The organism is uncultured Solobacterium sp. (assembly GCF_963550625.1).
Taxonomy (GTDB): Bacteria; Bacillota_I; Bacilli_A; order Erysipelotrichales; family Erysipelotrichaceae; genus Bulleidia.
The window spans coordinates 33,078-47,780 of record NZ_CAUVCV010000007.1; the positions used below are offsets into that span (position 1 = coordinate 33,078).

Annotated in this window: 14 protein-coding genes; 12 read left to right on the plus strand and 2 right to left on the minus strand. The window is 37.0% G+C overall.

The annotated features are described in order from the left end of the window. Position 1 precedes the first annotated feature (1 nt). The gene (locus tag RYK16_RS05300; protein WP_314851245.1) at positions 2-664 is read left to right on the plus strand and encodes a UDP-N-acetylglucosamine pyrophosphorylase; all 663 of its coding nucleotides are present in this window, start codon (positions 2-4) and stop codon (positions 662-664) included. A gap of 27 nt (positions 665-691) precedes the next feature. Here RYK16_RS05300 and RYK16_RS05305 read toward each other — a convergent pair whose 3' ends face one another. Further along, positions 692-1,717: an aminotransferase class I/II-fold pyridoxal phosphate-dependent enzyme gene (locus tag RYK16_RS05305; RefSeq protein WP_314851246.1), complete on the minus strand. Its 1,026-nt coding sequence runs from the start codon at positions 1,715-1,717 to the stop codon at positions 692-694. A 67-nt stretch (positions 1,718-1,784) separates the two neighbouring features. Here RYK16_RS05305 and RYK16_RS05310 point away from each other — a divergent pair, with 67 nt between their 5' ends. From RYK16_RS05310 to ftsH, 9 genes are all read left to right on the plus strand, one after another. After that, a complete protein-coding gene (locus RYK16_RS05310; protein ID WP_314851247.1) occupies positions 1,785-2,384 on the plus strand; it encodes an L-threonylcarbamoyladenylate synthase in 600 nt (199 codons plus the stop codon). Positions 2,385-2,457: 73 nt separating this feature from the next. After that, positions 2,458-3,078 carry a uracil phosphoribosyltransferase gene (gene upp, locus RYK16_RS05315; RefSeq protein ID WP_294023673.1) on the plus strand — a complete coding sequence of 207 codons (621 nt, stop codon included), beginning with the start codon at positions 2,458-2,460 and terminating at the stop codon, positions 3,076-3,078. Positions 3,079-3,126: 48 nt separating this feature from the next. Beyond that, positions 3,127-3,285: a DUF1146 domain-containing protein gene (locus RYK16_RS05320; RefSeq protein ID WP_294208599.1), complete on the plus strand. Its 159-nt coding sequence runs from the start codon at positions 3,127-3,129 to the stop codon at positions 3,283-3,285. 128 nt (positions 3,286-3,413) lie between these two features. Beyond that, positions 3,414-3,713, plus strand: coding sequence for a BrnT family toxin (locus RYK16_RS05325; RefSeq protein ID WP_314851248.1), 300 nt, complete (start codon positions 3,414-3,416; stop codon positions 3,711-3,713). Beyond that, positions 3,697-3,927 (plus strand): BrnA antitoxin family protein, encoded by a 231-nt coding sequence (locus RYK16_RS05330; RefSeq protein WP_314851249.1) that lies wholly within the window; start codon positions 3,697-3,699, stop codon positions 3,925-3,927. The genes RYK16_RS05325 and RYK16_RS05330 overlap by 17 nt, the downstream gene beginning before the upstream one ends. A gap of 196 nt (positions 3,928-4,123) precedes the next feature. Next, entirely contained in the window at positions 4,124-4,651 is a 528-nt protein-coding gene (locus RYK16_RS05335) for a type II toxin-antitoxin system PemK/MazF family toxin (RefSeq protein ID WP_314851250.1), read from the plus strand. A 22-nt stretch (positions 4,652-4,673) separates the two neighbouring features. Further along, positions 4,674-5,879, plus strand: coding sequence for a tRNA lysidine(34) synthetase TilS (tilS, locus tag RYK16_RS05340; protein WP_314851251.1), 1,206 nt, complete (start codon positions 4,674-4,676; stop codon positions 5,877-5,879). Between the two features lie 22 nt (positions 5,880-5,901). Then, a complete protein-coding gene (hpt, locus tag RYK16_RS05345; RefSeq protein ID WP_314851252.1) occupies positions 5,902-6,453 on the plus strand; it encodes a hypoxanthine phosphoribosyltransferase in 552 nt (183 codons plus the stop codon). 4 nt (positions 6,454-6,457) lie between these two features. Next, entirely contained in the window at positions 6,458-8,347 is a 1,890-nt protein-coding gene (gene ftsH / locus RYK16_RS05350) for an ATP-dependent zinc metalloprotease FtsH (protein WP_314851253.1), read from the plus strand. Positions 8,348-8,387: 40 nt separating this feature from the next. Here ftsH and RYK16_RS05355 read toward each other — a convergent pair whose 3' ends face one another. Further along, a complete protein-coding gene (locus tag RYK16_RS05355) occupies positions 8,388-8,981 on the minus strand; it encodes a S24 family peptidase (protein ID WP_314851254.1) in 594 nt (197 codons plus the stop codon). Between the two features lie 642 nt (positions 8,982-9,623). On the opposite strand from RYK16_RS05355, the gene RYK16_RS05360 reads away from it, so the two are divergent. Then, complete coding sequence (locus RYK16_RS05360) at positions 9,624-12,860, plus strand: Cna B-type domain-containing protein (RefSeq protein WP_314851255.1); 3,237 nt, start codon at positions 9,624-9,626, stop codon at positions 12,858-12,860. Between the two features lie 433 nt (positions 12,861-13,293). After that, positions 13,294-14,619, plus strand: coding sequence for an LPXTG cell wall anchor domain-containing protein (locus RYK16_RS05365; RefSeq protein ID WP_314851256.1), 1,326 nt, complete (start codon positions 13,294-13,296; stop codon positions 14,617-14,619). Positions 14,620-14,703 lie beyond the last annotated feature (84 nt).

Sequence of the window (14,703 nt, forward strand, 5' to 3'; positions counted from 1 at the left end):
TATGTACCGTATTAATGAGTTATATGATTTAGAGCATACTGTTGCGAAAGAGTATTTATCACAGTTTACATATCCATGGGAAGCTCTTTCTGGAATTAAGGATCTTATTCTAAAGTTAGGTGAAGAATTAGACAAGGAAGAATACACAGAAGTATCTGAACATGTTTGGATCCATAAGACAGCGACAGTATTTCCATCTGCCTATATTGGTGCACCATGTATTATTGGGCCACGTACAGAAGTACGTCATTGTGCATTCATTCGATCTGCGGCATTAGTTGGTGCAGATTGTGTGGTTGGAAATAGTTGTGAGTTAAAGAATGTGATTCTATTTGACCATGTTCAAACACCACACTATAACTATGTGGGAGATTCTATCTTAGGATATTATTCTCACATGGGTGCAGGTTCAGTTACATCTAATGTGAAGAGTGATAAGCGTCCTGTGACAATTCGTGAAGATGATCATCGAATTGATACAGGTCTAAAGAAGTTTGGCGCAATGCTTGGAGATTATGTTGAGGTAGGATGTAATTCTGTACTCAACCCAGGTACTGTAATTGGTAGAAACTCTCGTGTGTATCCAACATCTTGTGTAAGAGGCTTGGTACACGAAAACAGCATTTGGAAGAATGATGGTACAGTCATTTCAATTCATGAATAAAGAAAATATAGTTGCGTGTTGACGCAACTATATTTTTGTAAGTAAGTATTCAATATTTTCGCGCTTTGTTGCAAAGGATGTCACAAAGCGTACAGCAGTATGTGTTTCATCAATTTTTACCCAAGGGGTGAAGGCAAATTCATTGGAAAGTTCTTCTAACTTTGTGTTTTCGAAAATTGGGAACAGTTGGTTGGTTTCGGCTGGGAAGTAGAAAGTATATCCCTTTGATAGGAAACCTTCTGCAAGTAAATCTGCCATATCGATAGCGTGTTTTGAGATCGCTAGATAGCGGTTCTCTTTGAAGAGTTCTTCGAATTGGATACCGAGCATTCTACCTTTGGCTAGCATTCCTCCATGTTGCTTGATGGAGTAGCGGAAATCCTTTTTATACAAGTCATTTAAGATAACGATACATTCACCAAATAGGGCACCGACCTTTGTGCCACCGATGTAGAATACATCGCATAGATTTGCAAGATCTTCAAATGTTACATCATTCTTCTTCGACATAAGGCCATAACCTAGTCTTGCGCCATCAATGAAGAGTGGGATGTTATGCTTTTGGCAAATGCTGTATAAATCTTTGAGTTCTTGTTTGGTGTATAGAGTACCACTTTCAGTAGGGAAGGAAATGTATACGATACCTGGTTGTACGGTGTGTTCTGCACTAGCATCGTTGTAGTGGTTAATAATCAGTGTATTAACTTGTTCGGCTGTGATTTTACCGTTGGTTGTTGGTAGTGTCAAACATTTATGTCCTACGGATTCAAGTGCACCTGTTTCATGTGCGTTAATATGTCCGCTATCTGCACAGATTGCGCCTTGATGGTGTTTTAAGATGGCTGTAATGACAGCGATATTGGTTTGTGTGCCACCAACCATGAAGTGAACATCCGCATCTTCACGTTTGATTGTTTGTTTGATGAGATTTGCGGCATTTTGGCAATGGTTATCTTTGCCATAACCAATCGTTTGTTCGTCATTTGTATTTGTTAAGGCTGTTAAAATTTCGGGAATACAACCCTCGGTATAGTCACTATCGAATCGAATCATCTGATGCCCTCCGTATTTCGCGCTATAATTATAAGGCATAGAGATAAAAGTAGAAAAGAGGAAGTATATGCGTCGTTTTAAAGCAGAAGAAATTCAAGAAATCATTGAGATACTAAAAAATGATGGTGTCATCAGTGTACCAACCGATACGGTATATGGTGTTTGTTCACAGGTTTCTAGTCATCAAGCAGAAGAGAACCTTAGAAATGTAAAACATCGCCCTCTAACAAAGGCATTTCCGGTGATGTGTGCAGATCTTGAACAGATTCTAGAGATTGCGGAAGTGGATGATAGAGCCAAGAAGGTCATTGAAAGCTTTATGCCAGGACCGCTCACCGTTATATTGAAGCGTAAAGATGGAATCAATCTATCTCAAGAAAACTTGGATACGATTGCGATTCGTATGGCAACATCTACTACACTTGCCAAGATTATTAAGGGTCTAGGAAGACCGATCTTTATGACAAGTGCAAATCAATCAGGAGAGCCAACTTGTACATCATTAGATGAGATTGAAAAGAGTTGTCCAGATTTGGATGGAATGTTAGAAGGGGATGTCTCCTTTGGGGAAGCGAGTACTATCGTGGATTGTACAAAAGAAGAGTTGGTTATTTTACGACCAGGTCCAATCACCATGCAGGATATTACAGAAAAATTGATGAAATAACAGCGTGATATCCTTGCATGTATGGGTATCTTCTTATATCATTTAGAACAGGAAATATGGAGGAAAGAAGATAATGTTAGAAGTATTGAATCATCCCCTAATTACACATAAGTTGACACAAATGCGTCGTAAAGAGTGCGGAACAAAGGATTTCCGTGAGAATCTTGATGAGATTGCTGAGTTGATGGCGTATGAAGTATGCCGTGATTTACCAACAAATCCAATTGAAATTGAAACACCGGTTGCTAAGTGTACTGGTTATGAATTAAGTAAGGAAGTTGTTATCGTTCCAATCTTGCGTGCAGGTATTGGTTTATTAGATGGTATTAGACGCTTAGTTCCTACAGCAAAGGTAGGTTTTATCGGTATGTACCGTGATGAAACAACTTTAGAACCTGTAGAATATTTTGCGAAGTTCCCAAGCCATTTGGAAGACGCTATTGTAATGATTGTTGACCCAATGTTGGCGACTGGTGGTAGTGCAAAGGATGCGATTGCGCAAATCAAGAAGCGTGGTGCAAAGAATATTAAGCTTGTGTGCTTAGTGGCTGCACCAGAAGGTGTTAAGGTAATTCAAAAGAGTCATCCAGATGTAGATGTATATATCGCTGCACTAGATGACCATCTCAATGAAAATGGTTATATCGTACCTGGATTAGGAGACGCTGGTGACCGTATCTTCGGTACAAAGTAAGTCATGTCCAATCTGCATTTTATCTTGCGCTCTATTGTGTATCTGCTAATGTTCATTGTGACGTGGTTTGCGATGGACGCAATCAATTACGAAAAGCTATTACGCAAAAATAAGGTGAATCAAGCACAGGTGCTATACTTCATCCTAGTGATGGCAATCGCATATCTAGCAGGTTCATTTATATTAAGTTTTTTCCATTTTGGATAAAGTAAACAGGCAATCACAATGGTTTGTGGTTGCCTGTTCTGTTATATAATGAATGCCAATTTAAATAAAAATATTGAATTATATAATAATTATAATATAATTATTATATAGATGTAGGTGGTATTTTGATGTATTCGTTTGAATGGGATCAATATAAAAGTAAAATTAACCAATCTAAACATGGTGTGACATTTGAGGAAGCAATGACAGTGTTTTATGATGAAAATGCATTGTTAGAATATGATAATTTGCATTCAAATGATGAAGATAGATTTCGTATCTTAGGTAGTAGTGAATTAGGAAATATATTGTTAGTTGTTCACTGCATTAGAGAAGAGAAAATAATAAGAATCATATCAGCTCGAAAAGCAACGTTAACAGAAAGGCAGAATTACGAAAGGGTATTTGAGTATGACAAAAACAGATGAATATCTAGAAAAAGAGTTTAATTTTGAAAAAGCGATTAAAAATCCATATGTGAAGGAATTAAAACGACAAGTTACGATTAATATTAATAAATCCGTGATTGACTATTTTAAAAATGAGTCGATGCATACGGGTATTCCTTATCAAACATTAATTAATTTATATTTAGCAGACTGTGTAAAGGAAAAGAAGAAACTAAAAATAAATTGGGAATAATCCTTGTTTTCTTCAATTGTTGTAGTTGTAAAAAATGAAACATAATTATATTTTGACTTGAGATAATAATTGACTCTATCACTTGGCCATTTGTGGATATGCATTTGGTCTTTTGTGGTTATATCTATAAACTTTAAGAAATGATGTGGAATGTATTGTTTTCTTCTGAATATAGAAGTAAAGGGGAAACAATTATATGAAAGATAAGGCACAGAAATATGATTTATGGCATCATTACATGTCCTACCGCAAGGATCTCTACCGTATTATACAACCGCATAATATTGAAGCAGGCATGATATCTGAAGCAAACTGGGTGATACGTTCCCGTTATCAATCAGGGAAGGATATTGGTATCAATGTAAAACCAGGTGATATTTGTTATATCGAATTTGGCCAATCATACCTAAATGAAATGGGTTATCAACATTTTGGTTTAGTTGTATCTGTATGCGCAAAGAAAGCTTTGGTCGTTCCGATGACTTCAAATGAAGCGACATATCAAAAAGCCTATGATTCTATCTATCATCCACAGGGGAAATATCATCTCATGAAGATTGGTTTAGTAAATGGTTTGAATAAACCATCAGTTTTATTTTTGAATGATATACGCTTTATAAATACTGCAAGAGTGATTGATATTAAAGCACATATACCTGTTACAGCACCTATGTTTAAAGAAGTGCAGAAGAGAATGTTGAGAGTGATGTTCAGCACAGAGTGATGGGATATGTTATTATACTGGCATGGAAAAACTACAAGGAAAGTGGTTAGTTGCGGTATCGTCTGGACCAGATTCGATGGCGTTATTACAAATGTGTATTGATGTTGGTGTTGATTGTGCAGCTGCGCATATGAACTATCATCATCGCCCAGAAGCGGATGAAGAAGAAAAATATATCCGCAGTTTTTGTGCGGAAAGAGGGATTCCAATTTTTGTACATAACGATCCATTTACATATACTGGAAACTTTGAGGCAGCAGCACGGGAGTTGCGTTATCGCTTTTTTGTGGAAATTGTAAGACGTGAAGGTTATCAAGGTGTATTGATTGGTCATCATCAAGATGATTTGTTAGAAACATATATCATGCAGGAAACAAAGAATATTGTTCCAGAGTATTATGGGTTGCGTGAAGAGATGTTAATGCATGGCGTATTGTTTAAACGACCTTTACTGCATATGACAAAGGAAGAACTCGTAACATACTGTAAGGAACATCAATTACGCTATTATATCGATGTAACAAATTTGAGTGATGAGTATACACGTAATCAGATTCGTCATGAGATTATTGAGACGATGACTGCTTTTGAAAGAACAGCGTATCTACGTGAGATTAAACAACGGAATGCGATTATGCAGGAGAGAAGATGCCGTGTTAAAACGTATATACGTGAGGAGAAGATTCTACTTGAGACGTACCGTGCATTATCTCAAGATGATAGACTAACGATGTTAAGAATGTTTGTGGAAGTGACACCACATTATTCACTGAAGCATTTGCAGGGCATTGATCATACAATCATGCATGCAGGTGACTTTATCATTCCGATGGATGGCTTTTCACTAGTGAGTGATGGAACATATCTTTTGAAGTATATTCCAGAAGAGCCATACAGCTATGTGTTTAACTCGTTAGATGAATTACAAAATATTCGTAAGGAACATTTCTATACAGGGCAGGGTTCTCCTGGTGTATTTGCGCTAACGCTACAAGAATCTGATTTCCCTATTCGGATTCGTTCGTTTCAAGCGGGAGATAAAATTCAAATGCGCTTTGGTCGTAAGGAAGTTCATCGCTTCTTTATTGACCGTCATATTCCTCAATATCAACGACAAACTTGGCCAGTTGTAGAAAATGCGCTAGGAGAAATCATTCTAGTGCCTGGACTAGGCTGTAATGTGCAGCATTACTCTACAATGCCTAATTTGAATGTGATACAATACTAATATTACAAAGGAGCTATTTGTCATGTGGGCAGAAAAAGATATAAAGAAAGTATTGGTTAATGAAGAACAAATTAGTGCTCGTTCTAAAGAATTAGGCGCTAAGATTACAGAAGACTATGCGGGTAAACAACCACTACTCGTTGCGTTATTGCGCGGTTCTGTTCCTTTTTTATCTGAGTTGATCAAGCACATTGATTTAGACATTCAATATGATTTTATGGATGTTAGCAGTTATGAAGGTACAGAATCAATTGGCGACATCAGAATCTTGAAGGATCTAGATACATCTGTCAAAGGATTAGATATCTTACTTGTGGAGGATATTGTTGATACAGGAAGAACAATTCAGACTGTATGTGAAACACTAATGCACAAGGGTGCTAATAGCGTTAAAATTATCACTCTATTAGATAAGCCTAGCCGCCGTGTTGTAGATATTAAAGCAGACTATGTTGGTTTTGAAATCGAAAATGAATTCGTTATCGGATTTGGTATGGATTTCAACCAGAGATATCGTTGCCTTCCATACATTGGAGTATTGAAGGACGAATGTTATCAGTGTAATGAGGAGTAAATAAATGCAGAGAAACAGACTAGCGAACTTTCTTCCATATCTCGTAGTCATTCTTGCGATTGTAAGCTTATTAGGCTTAAACATGGGCGCCTCTTCAGAGCGTATCAGTTATTATGAATTGCAGAATGTAATTGAAAAAGAGAATGTGGAAGAAGTATCTGTCTCAATTGGAACAAATGTGACTGTCGTAAAGGGTGTTTACGAAAAAGATAAACAAAAAGTAACATTCACTGCGACAATTCCATCTACTTCCGATGAAATCGGACAGGTAATTAAAAATCTTGGAAATGATTCCACAAAGTTGACGATTGTTGATGCGGACGCATCCAATATCTTCTTAGAGACAGTGGCATCCATTATTCCATTTATCTTATTTGCGGTATTTGCGGTTTGGATGTTAAACCGTATGAATGGCGCAAACGGTGCCAATGCGAAGGCATTCGAATTCTCAAAATCTAGAGCGAAGTTAGAAGGTAAGATTCGTGTTCGCTTTAATGATGTGGCGGGTTGTGATGAAGAAAAGCAGGAAATGGCAGAAATCATCGACTACCTCAAATATCCTAAGAAGTTTGAGAAGATGGGTGCGCGTATTCCTAAGGGTATCTTATTAAGTGGTCATCCAGGTACAGGTAAGACATTGCTTGCCAAGGCAGTTGCTGGTGAAGCAAATGTACCATTCTATAGTATTTCTGGTTCTGACTTCGTTGAAATGTTTGTTGGTGTTGGTGCAAGCCGTGTTCGTGATATGTTCAAGAAGGCGCAGCAAACAGCCCCATGTATTATCTTCATCGATGAAATTGATGCAGTAGGTCGTCAGCGTGGTGCTGGCTTTGGTGGTGGACATGATGAACGTGAACAGACACTGAACCAATTACTTGTTGAGATGGATGGTATGGAAGAAAATACAGGTGTTGTTGTCATTGCGGCAACAAATAGACCTGACGTACTAGACCCTGCATTATTACGTGCTGGACGTTTCGATCGTCAAATCACAGTAGCACTTCCAGACCGTAAGGGTAGAGAAGCTATCCTACATGTACATGCTCGTAATAAGAAGTTTGTAAAGGACTTAGATTTAGGTGCTTTAGCAAAGCGTACTCCAGGATTCTCTGGTGCTGATCTTGAAAACGTATTGAATGAATCTGCGATTTTAGCAGTACGTGAAAATAAAGATGAAATCGGCATGAAGCAGATTGATGAAGCGATTGACCGTGTTATGATGGGACCTGCAAAGGTTAGCCGTACATATGATGATAAGACAAAGAAATTAGTTGCTTACCATGAAAGTGGACACGCAATTATTGGTTTATTCTTAGAGAATGCACAAGTTGTACAGAAAGTTACAATCATTCCTCGTGGTCAAGCAGGTGGATATAACCTCATGACACCGAAGGAAGAAAAGATGATGCATACAAAGAATGACTTGCTCGATACAATCACTTCCTACATGGGTGGTCGTACAGCAGAAGAATTATTCTTTGATGACATTACAACAGGAGCAAGTAACGATATTCAAAATGCAACAAATATCGCAAAAGACATGGTTACTCTCTATGGTATGAGCGATCTTGGACCTATTAAGTACAATGCAGGAAATGAGAATGTATTCTTAGGTAGAGATTATAATCAGCCAAACAATGTTTCTGGTGAAGTTGCGTATGAAATTGATCAGGAAGTACGTAAGATCATTAATACATGCCATACAAAGGCAAGACAGATTATCGAAGCCCATAAGACAGAACTTGAAACAATCGCACATGCATTAATGGAATACGAAACATTAACTGCTGAGCAGATCCAAAGAGTTGTAAAGGGTGAAGATATTTCTGCAGACTTCAAGTATGAGGAAAAAGAATCATCAGAACCTGTTACAGAAGAAACAGTTAGTGAATAAAGAAAGGGCCATATAGATATCTATGTGGCCTTTCAATATTTTAGAAACTCGTACGACAAGATAATACTTGTCCGATAATTTTAACTGGTAATTCTTTGATTTCCTGTGGAGTAAAATAACGACTCTCCACATCTGGATTCGCAGCTTCTAGAATCATCATTCCTTTTTTATAGATAACACGTTTTACGGTCACTTCTTGATCAATCATGACAACGGCAATTTTACCACTGGCAATAGAGTCACATTGACGTACTAAAACAAGTGAGCCATCCATAATACCAATACCAGACATAGAGTTACCGGTAATACGTAGGTAGTAATCACCATTTTCTCTTTCTTTTAGTGTTGTTTCTTCTTCACCAAGATAATTCTCTTCCGCAAATAAGTCATATCCAGCTTTTGCGTAACCAAGAATTGGTAAACGAATGGTTGTGTCCATTCCCATTAGGATAGGAGTAATATTATATCCAAGTAAATGAGAAAGAATTTCAGCGGTATCATCATTTACTTTTTTTATTTCCCCACTAGACCAACGTGCAACGGTAGAACGAGAAACATTACATCTACGTGCAAGTTCAGAATCACTACATCCTGTTTTTATTTTGTATTGGTGAATCATCTCTTTTAGTGTCATCTACATTACCTCAGCATTAGTATAACAGATTTGCGACAAATAGGAGATAATTAATTAGTAATTGTTGCGTATATGGTTGAAATACGCAACATAACTCGATATAATACAAATAACAGGAGAGAGGGGTATGCAACTATATAAGAAATATGTGGATGTTGTGGTGATGCAAAGGAAAACAGGAGAATTACGCCCTCTCTATCTATGCTGGAATGATGGGCGGGAGTATAAGATTGATAAAGTGTTAAGTCATTCTAGGAAAGAGTCTTGTGTTGGTGGTTGCGGGATACGCTACGTATGTATAATCCAAGGTAGATGTAGGAATCTGTTCTTAGAAAAAGATCGATGGTTTTTAGAAAGTTATCAACCGTGATTAAAGTAGTTTTAAACATGCGGTATTATTTTGATATGAATAACTTAGATAATTTCGAATTTTTATACATTGTAAAAAACAATAAGATCTAATTATTAATAATTTATTAATTTTTGATAAATGCAAAAACGATAAATTTAAAAACCATATAATAGTAAAAGATAGCCACAATATATAATTATTGAAGACATGGGCTTTATGGAAACTTAATAAACAAGAAATAGGCAAAGTAAAGAATATTTGGTAATGATGATTTTTTGGGGGGGAGAATTATGCTGAAGAAAAAAATTATGAGACTTGTATTATCGATGCTGATGGCACTTGTGATGTTATTTCAAGGTGTCAATTTTAATGTCTATGCTGGAAGTGAAAAAGAAGTAGACCTTGAAATACAAAACATAGTCATCAAGAACGGTGGGAATCCTGTTAATAGCATGCAGGTTGGTGATGAATTCCGTATAGAAATGAATTGGAAGGCAAAAGCAAAAGCAGCGACCATTAATGAAGGGGATTATTTTATTGTTAAGCTTCCTGATAATATCCTTATCAAAAATGATGCGGGGAATTTAAATTTCTCATTGACTGCGCCAGATGGATCAGTGATGGCAAATGCTCATGTCACCCCAAAAGCAGGTGGCGGTGCTGAGATTAAAGTTACATTTACCAATTATGTAAATGGTAGATACGATATTAATGGAACCTTGGGCATGAATGCCAATTTCAATAAAGATAAAGTTACAGTGAATCAAAAAAATAACTTTGATATAGAAGCTGGCGGGAAAACAACACCATTTCAATTTAAAGTAGATGGTGGTCCTACAGGAAATAGTAATGAAGTACTACATAAGTATAGTTTTGCAGCGGAATCAATCAATGAAGCAGAGTGGCGAGTACGTATTAATTACAAAAAAGCTAACTTTCCAAATGCTGTTGTGACAGATACACTAGTAGGAACAACAGAAAAATTTGTTAAAGAAAGCTTTCGCTTGTATCGTGTAAACTACACTAGTGATTTAAAAGAAAATAATCGTGTCAGAATTGATTTATCAGATAAGATTGTATTCTCGAATAATGATCAAACATTTACAATCAACCTAGGAAACATAAATGGAGAACAATATAAACTAGAGTATAGAACAACTTATACTCCGGGTACCAATCTAAGAAATAATGTTAAACTTACATCTAATAACAATAAAGTAGATGAAAAATTTATTTCCTTTAAAAAAGAAGCTGCTGGTGGAACAGGCGTTGGTATCTTAGCGAATAAGATTAAGCTAGTTAAGGTTGATGCAGAAGATAATACTGTTGTTCTAGCAAATGCGGTATTTGAAGTTACAGGAACTGATGGAAGTAAGTTTGAGCTTACTACGGCTGCAGATGGTACGGTAACATCACCTGCTCTTGTGGCTGGTACATATAAAGTGAAAGAGAAGACAGCTCCTGCCGGTTATGAATTAAGCACAGAAGAATTTACATTAACAGTAAATTCCACTTCAAATGTGATTCAGACTGTTAAAGACAACCCAATCAAGATTTCTGTTAAGGCCACAAAACAATGGGTAGGTCCTATAGGATCAGCTGTTACAGTACATCTTTATGCAGATGATGTAGATACAGGTAAGACAGTTACATTAAATGCCGCAAATAACTGGGAAGATACATTCACTAACTTGAGAAAGTACAAGCCAGGAACAACTACTGAAATTAAATACACTGTAAAGGAAGATGCTATCGCTAACTATAATGGAGTAGTCAGTGGTGATATGGCAACAGGCTTTACAATTACAAATACAAATACAGAAAAGACTACTGTCAAAGTTACGAAAGCTTGGGTGGGAACACCAGCAGCTTCTGTAACGATCAAGTTATTCGCAGATGGAACAGAGAAAGAAACAGTTACATTAACTGCAACAGACAACTGGACACATACATTCACTAACTTAGATAAGTATGCGAATGATGGTCATGAGATTGTTTACACAGTTGATGAAACACCAGTTGCTGGATATACGAAAGATATTTCTGGAACAGCAGCTACTGGATTTACTGTTAAGAATACAAATACTGCAACAATCAATATCCCAGTCACAAAGACATGGGTAGGTACTGCAGGAACTTCCGCAACAATCAAGTTTTTGGCAGATGGTGCAGAGAAGGAAACAGTTACATTAACAGCTGCAGATAACTGGACACATACATTCAGTAATCTTCCTAAGTTTGACACAACAGACGGTCACGAGATCGTTTATACAGTTGATGAAGTTGATGTTCCAAATTATACAAAGGGTATTTCTGGAACGGCAGCTACAGGCTTTACAGTTACAAATACAATCACAGGCAAAGTATCTGTACCAGTCACTAAGGTATGGGTGGGACCACAAGCTTCTTCTGCTAAGGTAACTCTACTTGCAGATGGCGTTGAAAAGGATTCTGTAACACTCAACGCTGCAAATGGTTGGGCACATACATTTACAAATCTAGATAAGTACAATAACGGTACAGAGATTGTTTATACAGTTACAGAAGAGCCAATCGCTAACTATGATTCAGTCGTTACAGGTAATGCAGCAAATGGCTTTACAGTCACAAATACAAATACAGAAAAGACATCTGTAGATGTTACAAAGACATGGGTGGGAACACCAGCTGCTTCTGTAACTATCAAGTTATATGCTGATGGTACAGAGAAGGAAACTGTTACATTAACAGCAGCAGATAACTGGACACATACATTTGCAAACTTAGACAAGTATGCAGCAGATGGTCATGAGATTGTTTATACAGTTGATGAGACTCCTGTTACAGATTACACAAAGGCAATTTCAGGAGATGCAGCAAATGGCTTTACAATCACAAACACGATCACTGGTAAGGTAAACATTCCAGTTACTAAGGTATGGGTAGGACCAGAAGCTTCTTCTGCAAAGGTAACACTTTACGCAGATGGCGTTGAAAAGGATTCCGTAACACTAAATGCGGCAAATAACTGGGTACATGTATTCGCTAACCTCGATAAGTATAATAACGGTACAGAAATCGTTTATACACTTACAGAAGAGCCAATCTCTAACTATGATTCTGCAATTACAGGAGATGCAGCTACAGGCTTTACAGTCACAAATACGATCACTGGTAAGGTAGATATCCCAGTTACTAAGGTATGGGTAGGACCTGCAACAGATAGCGTGACAGTAAATCTATACGCAGATGGCGTTAAGGTTGATACAGTACAGCTAACAGCAGCTAATCAGTGGAAGCATACATTCGCTAATCTAGACAAGTATGAAAATGGACGTGAAATCGTATATACAGTTGATGAAGTATTAATCCCTGGATATAAGACTAAGATCACAGGTGATGCACAAACAGGCTTCACAATTACAAACTCCAAGGAGACACCAAAGACAGCAGACCACGTAAATCCGATGGCATATGCAAGCATCTTTGTAATATCACTCATGGCAGCAATCATTACAATGATTGAAAAGAAAAAGTTTGCAAGATAATTTGTAAGTAAAAACACTTTAATATGATGCAAAAAGGTAGAGATAGTAGATGAAAGTTAATTTCTCTTATCCACTGTTTCTACCTTTTATCTACAGTAAAAAGATGCAATTATATGAAATTCTATGAATTTGAATAAGTCGCATACTTTCATGATAATTAGGATAGTAATTTTGGCTTATTATATACAAAAAGAAGCAAAGTTATATAAACCTATCATAAAGAATACATATTAAGAAAACATTAATAATTTAGAATAGGCATATTGATTGCTAGCCTATATGTTTGTTAGATATTATTAAAGGGATAACTCAAGATGTATCAATAAGGCGGAAACTATAAGGGGATTTACATAAAGAAAATGTAGATTGAATCGCTATAAAATACTTGAGAAAAGGAAACCGACGAAAGAGTATGCGTCGAAGGAGGGAAGAAATGAAGGCATCCAATAAGAGAAAGATCGTCAGTAGTGCAGCTTTAGGACTTGCGCTATTGATGACACCAACACTAGCATCCAGAAGTGCAATCCATACATATGCGCAGGCAGCTTTAACAGCAGATGAAGAAGCTAAGATTCAAGCGTTCTTGGCTACTCAACCACAAAATAATGACACAACAAATATTGGTAAGGTAGCAGTTACTCAACCATCAAGTTACACATTCCCAGGTGTAAATAACTATACTTCTTTATTCCAGTCTCGTAGTACAAAGGTTAATATTGATCAAGACTATGAATATGTAATTGAGTCTAGTGATGCAAATAATGGAAAGACAGTAAAGATTAAGAATTGGGCAAGTGTTGATGCCTATGATGTTTTCAAGATGGGTGATGGAAGTCCAACTCCTATAGGTTATGAAGATAAATTCCTTTATGCTAAGGAAGTAACTCTAATTGATACAGCAGATGGCTCTGAATTCACTGTTAAGAACGCAGTGTTTCCAGTAAATAATCCTGATGGTGATCGCCCATGGGAAACATTATGGTATAACCGTTACACATTTGATTTGCCTATTGAGGAATCAGATCCAAGATTCAAAGCTGAAATTGAAGATGCAAGTTTAATTCCACTATTTGGAAATGGATATTGGACATTACATGCGACAGTTACTGAGATGGTTCCTTATGAGACAATTGTCAAAGTTGACGAATCCTTAAAGACAGGTGAAGTTGAAGAAGATGTTGCTGGTGTACTTGGTGATAAGACAGGTAAATACGATATTATGTATAGTCCTTATGAAGATTTACCAGGAGATACATACAAGCAATATACATCAGACGCAATTTACGCAGATTTACTTGCAAATGTTAAAACTGAACCGGCGGTAAATGATATGTTATCTAAACCTTGGGGTGATGCAACAGTCACAGACTTCACATCCTCACCAGCTACTAACCGTGTACTTCGTGTAGGTATTGACTACACACACTTTGTAACAGAAGATGGTACATCTGTTGTAGCAGCAGATGGAACTCCAGTTGATAAGAAGTTTGGCTTACAGCCACAAGAAACATTTGCTGGTTATGAATATGTTACAACACGTACTGAAGCAAATGGCGATAGAGTTCACGTGTACAAGAAGGCTTCAGCTACTCCAGTAGTACCTTCACCTACTACACCTACAACTCCAGCTGCTCCAGCTCCTGTAGCTCCAGCAACACCAAAGACAGGTGATACAAACTTTTTCGCTGCTTTCGCTATGTTAGTAACAGGTATGATTGCAAGTGCTGCAGCATTCATTACAAAGAAAAAGAATGCATAATTAATAAAACATGCACTAAGAATCCTATTGAGAAATCAGTAGGATTTTTTTGTTGTAGATGTATAGAACATGCAATAGATATGC

Bases quoted from the DNA above. Each gene is read 5' to 3' on its own strand.
- RYK16_RS05325 (WP_314851248.1), top strand. From the start codon at position 3,414: ATGTATTCGTTTGAATGGGATCAATATAAAAGTAAAATTAACCAATCT.
- tilS (WP_314851251.1), top strand. From the start codon at position 4,674: ATGGAAAAACTACAAGGAAAGTGGTTAGTTGCGGTATCGTCTGGACCA.
- RYK16_RS05360 (WP_314851255.1), top strand. From the start codon at position 9,624: ATGCTGAAGAAAAAAATTATGAGACTTGTATTATCGATGCTGATGGCA.
- RYK16_RS05330 (WP_314851249.1), top strand. From the start codon at position 3,697: ATGACAAAAACAGATGAATATCTAGAAAAAGAGTTTAATTTTGAAAAA.
- RYK16_RS05310 (WP_314851247.1), top strand. From the start codon at position 1,785: ATGCGTCGTTTTAAAGCAGAAGAAATTCAAGAAATCATTGAGATACTA.
- RYK16_RS05300 (WP_314851245.1), top strand. From the start codon at position 2: ATGTACCGTATTAATGAGTTATATGATTTAGAGCATACTGTTGCGAAA.
- RYK16_RS05365 (WP_314851256.1), top strand. From the start codon at position 13,294: ATGAAGGCATCCAATAAGAGAAAGATCGTCAGTAGTGCAGCTTTAGGA.
- hpt (WP_314851252.1), top strand. From the start codon at position 5,902: ATGTGGGCAGAAAAAGATATAAAGAAAGTATTGGTTAATGAAGAACAA.
- RYK16_RS05320 (WP_294208599.1), top strand. From the start codon at position 3,127: ATGTTCATTGTGACGTGGTTTGCGATGGACGCAATCAATTACGAAAAG.
- upp (WP_294023673.1), top strand. From the start codon at position 2,458: ATGTTAGAAGTATTGAATCATCCCCTAATTACACATAAGTTGACACAA.
- RYK16_RS05355 (WP_314851254.1), bottom strand. From the start codon at position 8,981: ATGACACTAAAAGAGATGATTCACCAATACAAAATAAAAACAGGATGT.
- RYK16_RS05305 (WP_314851246.1), bottom strand. From the start codon at position 1,717: ATGATTCGATTCGATAGTGACTATACCGAGGGTTGTATTCCCGAAATT.
- RYK16_RS05335 (WP_314851250.1), top strand. From the start codon at position 4,124: ATGAAAGATAAGGCACAGAAATATGATTTATGGCATCATTACATGTCC.
- ftsH (WP_314851253.1), top strand. From the start codon at position 6,458: ATGCAGAGAAACAGACTAGCGAACTTTCTTCCATATCTCGTAGTCATT.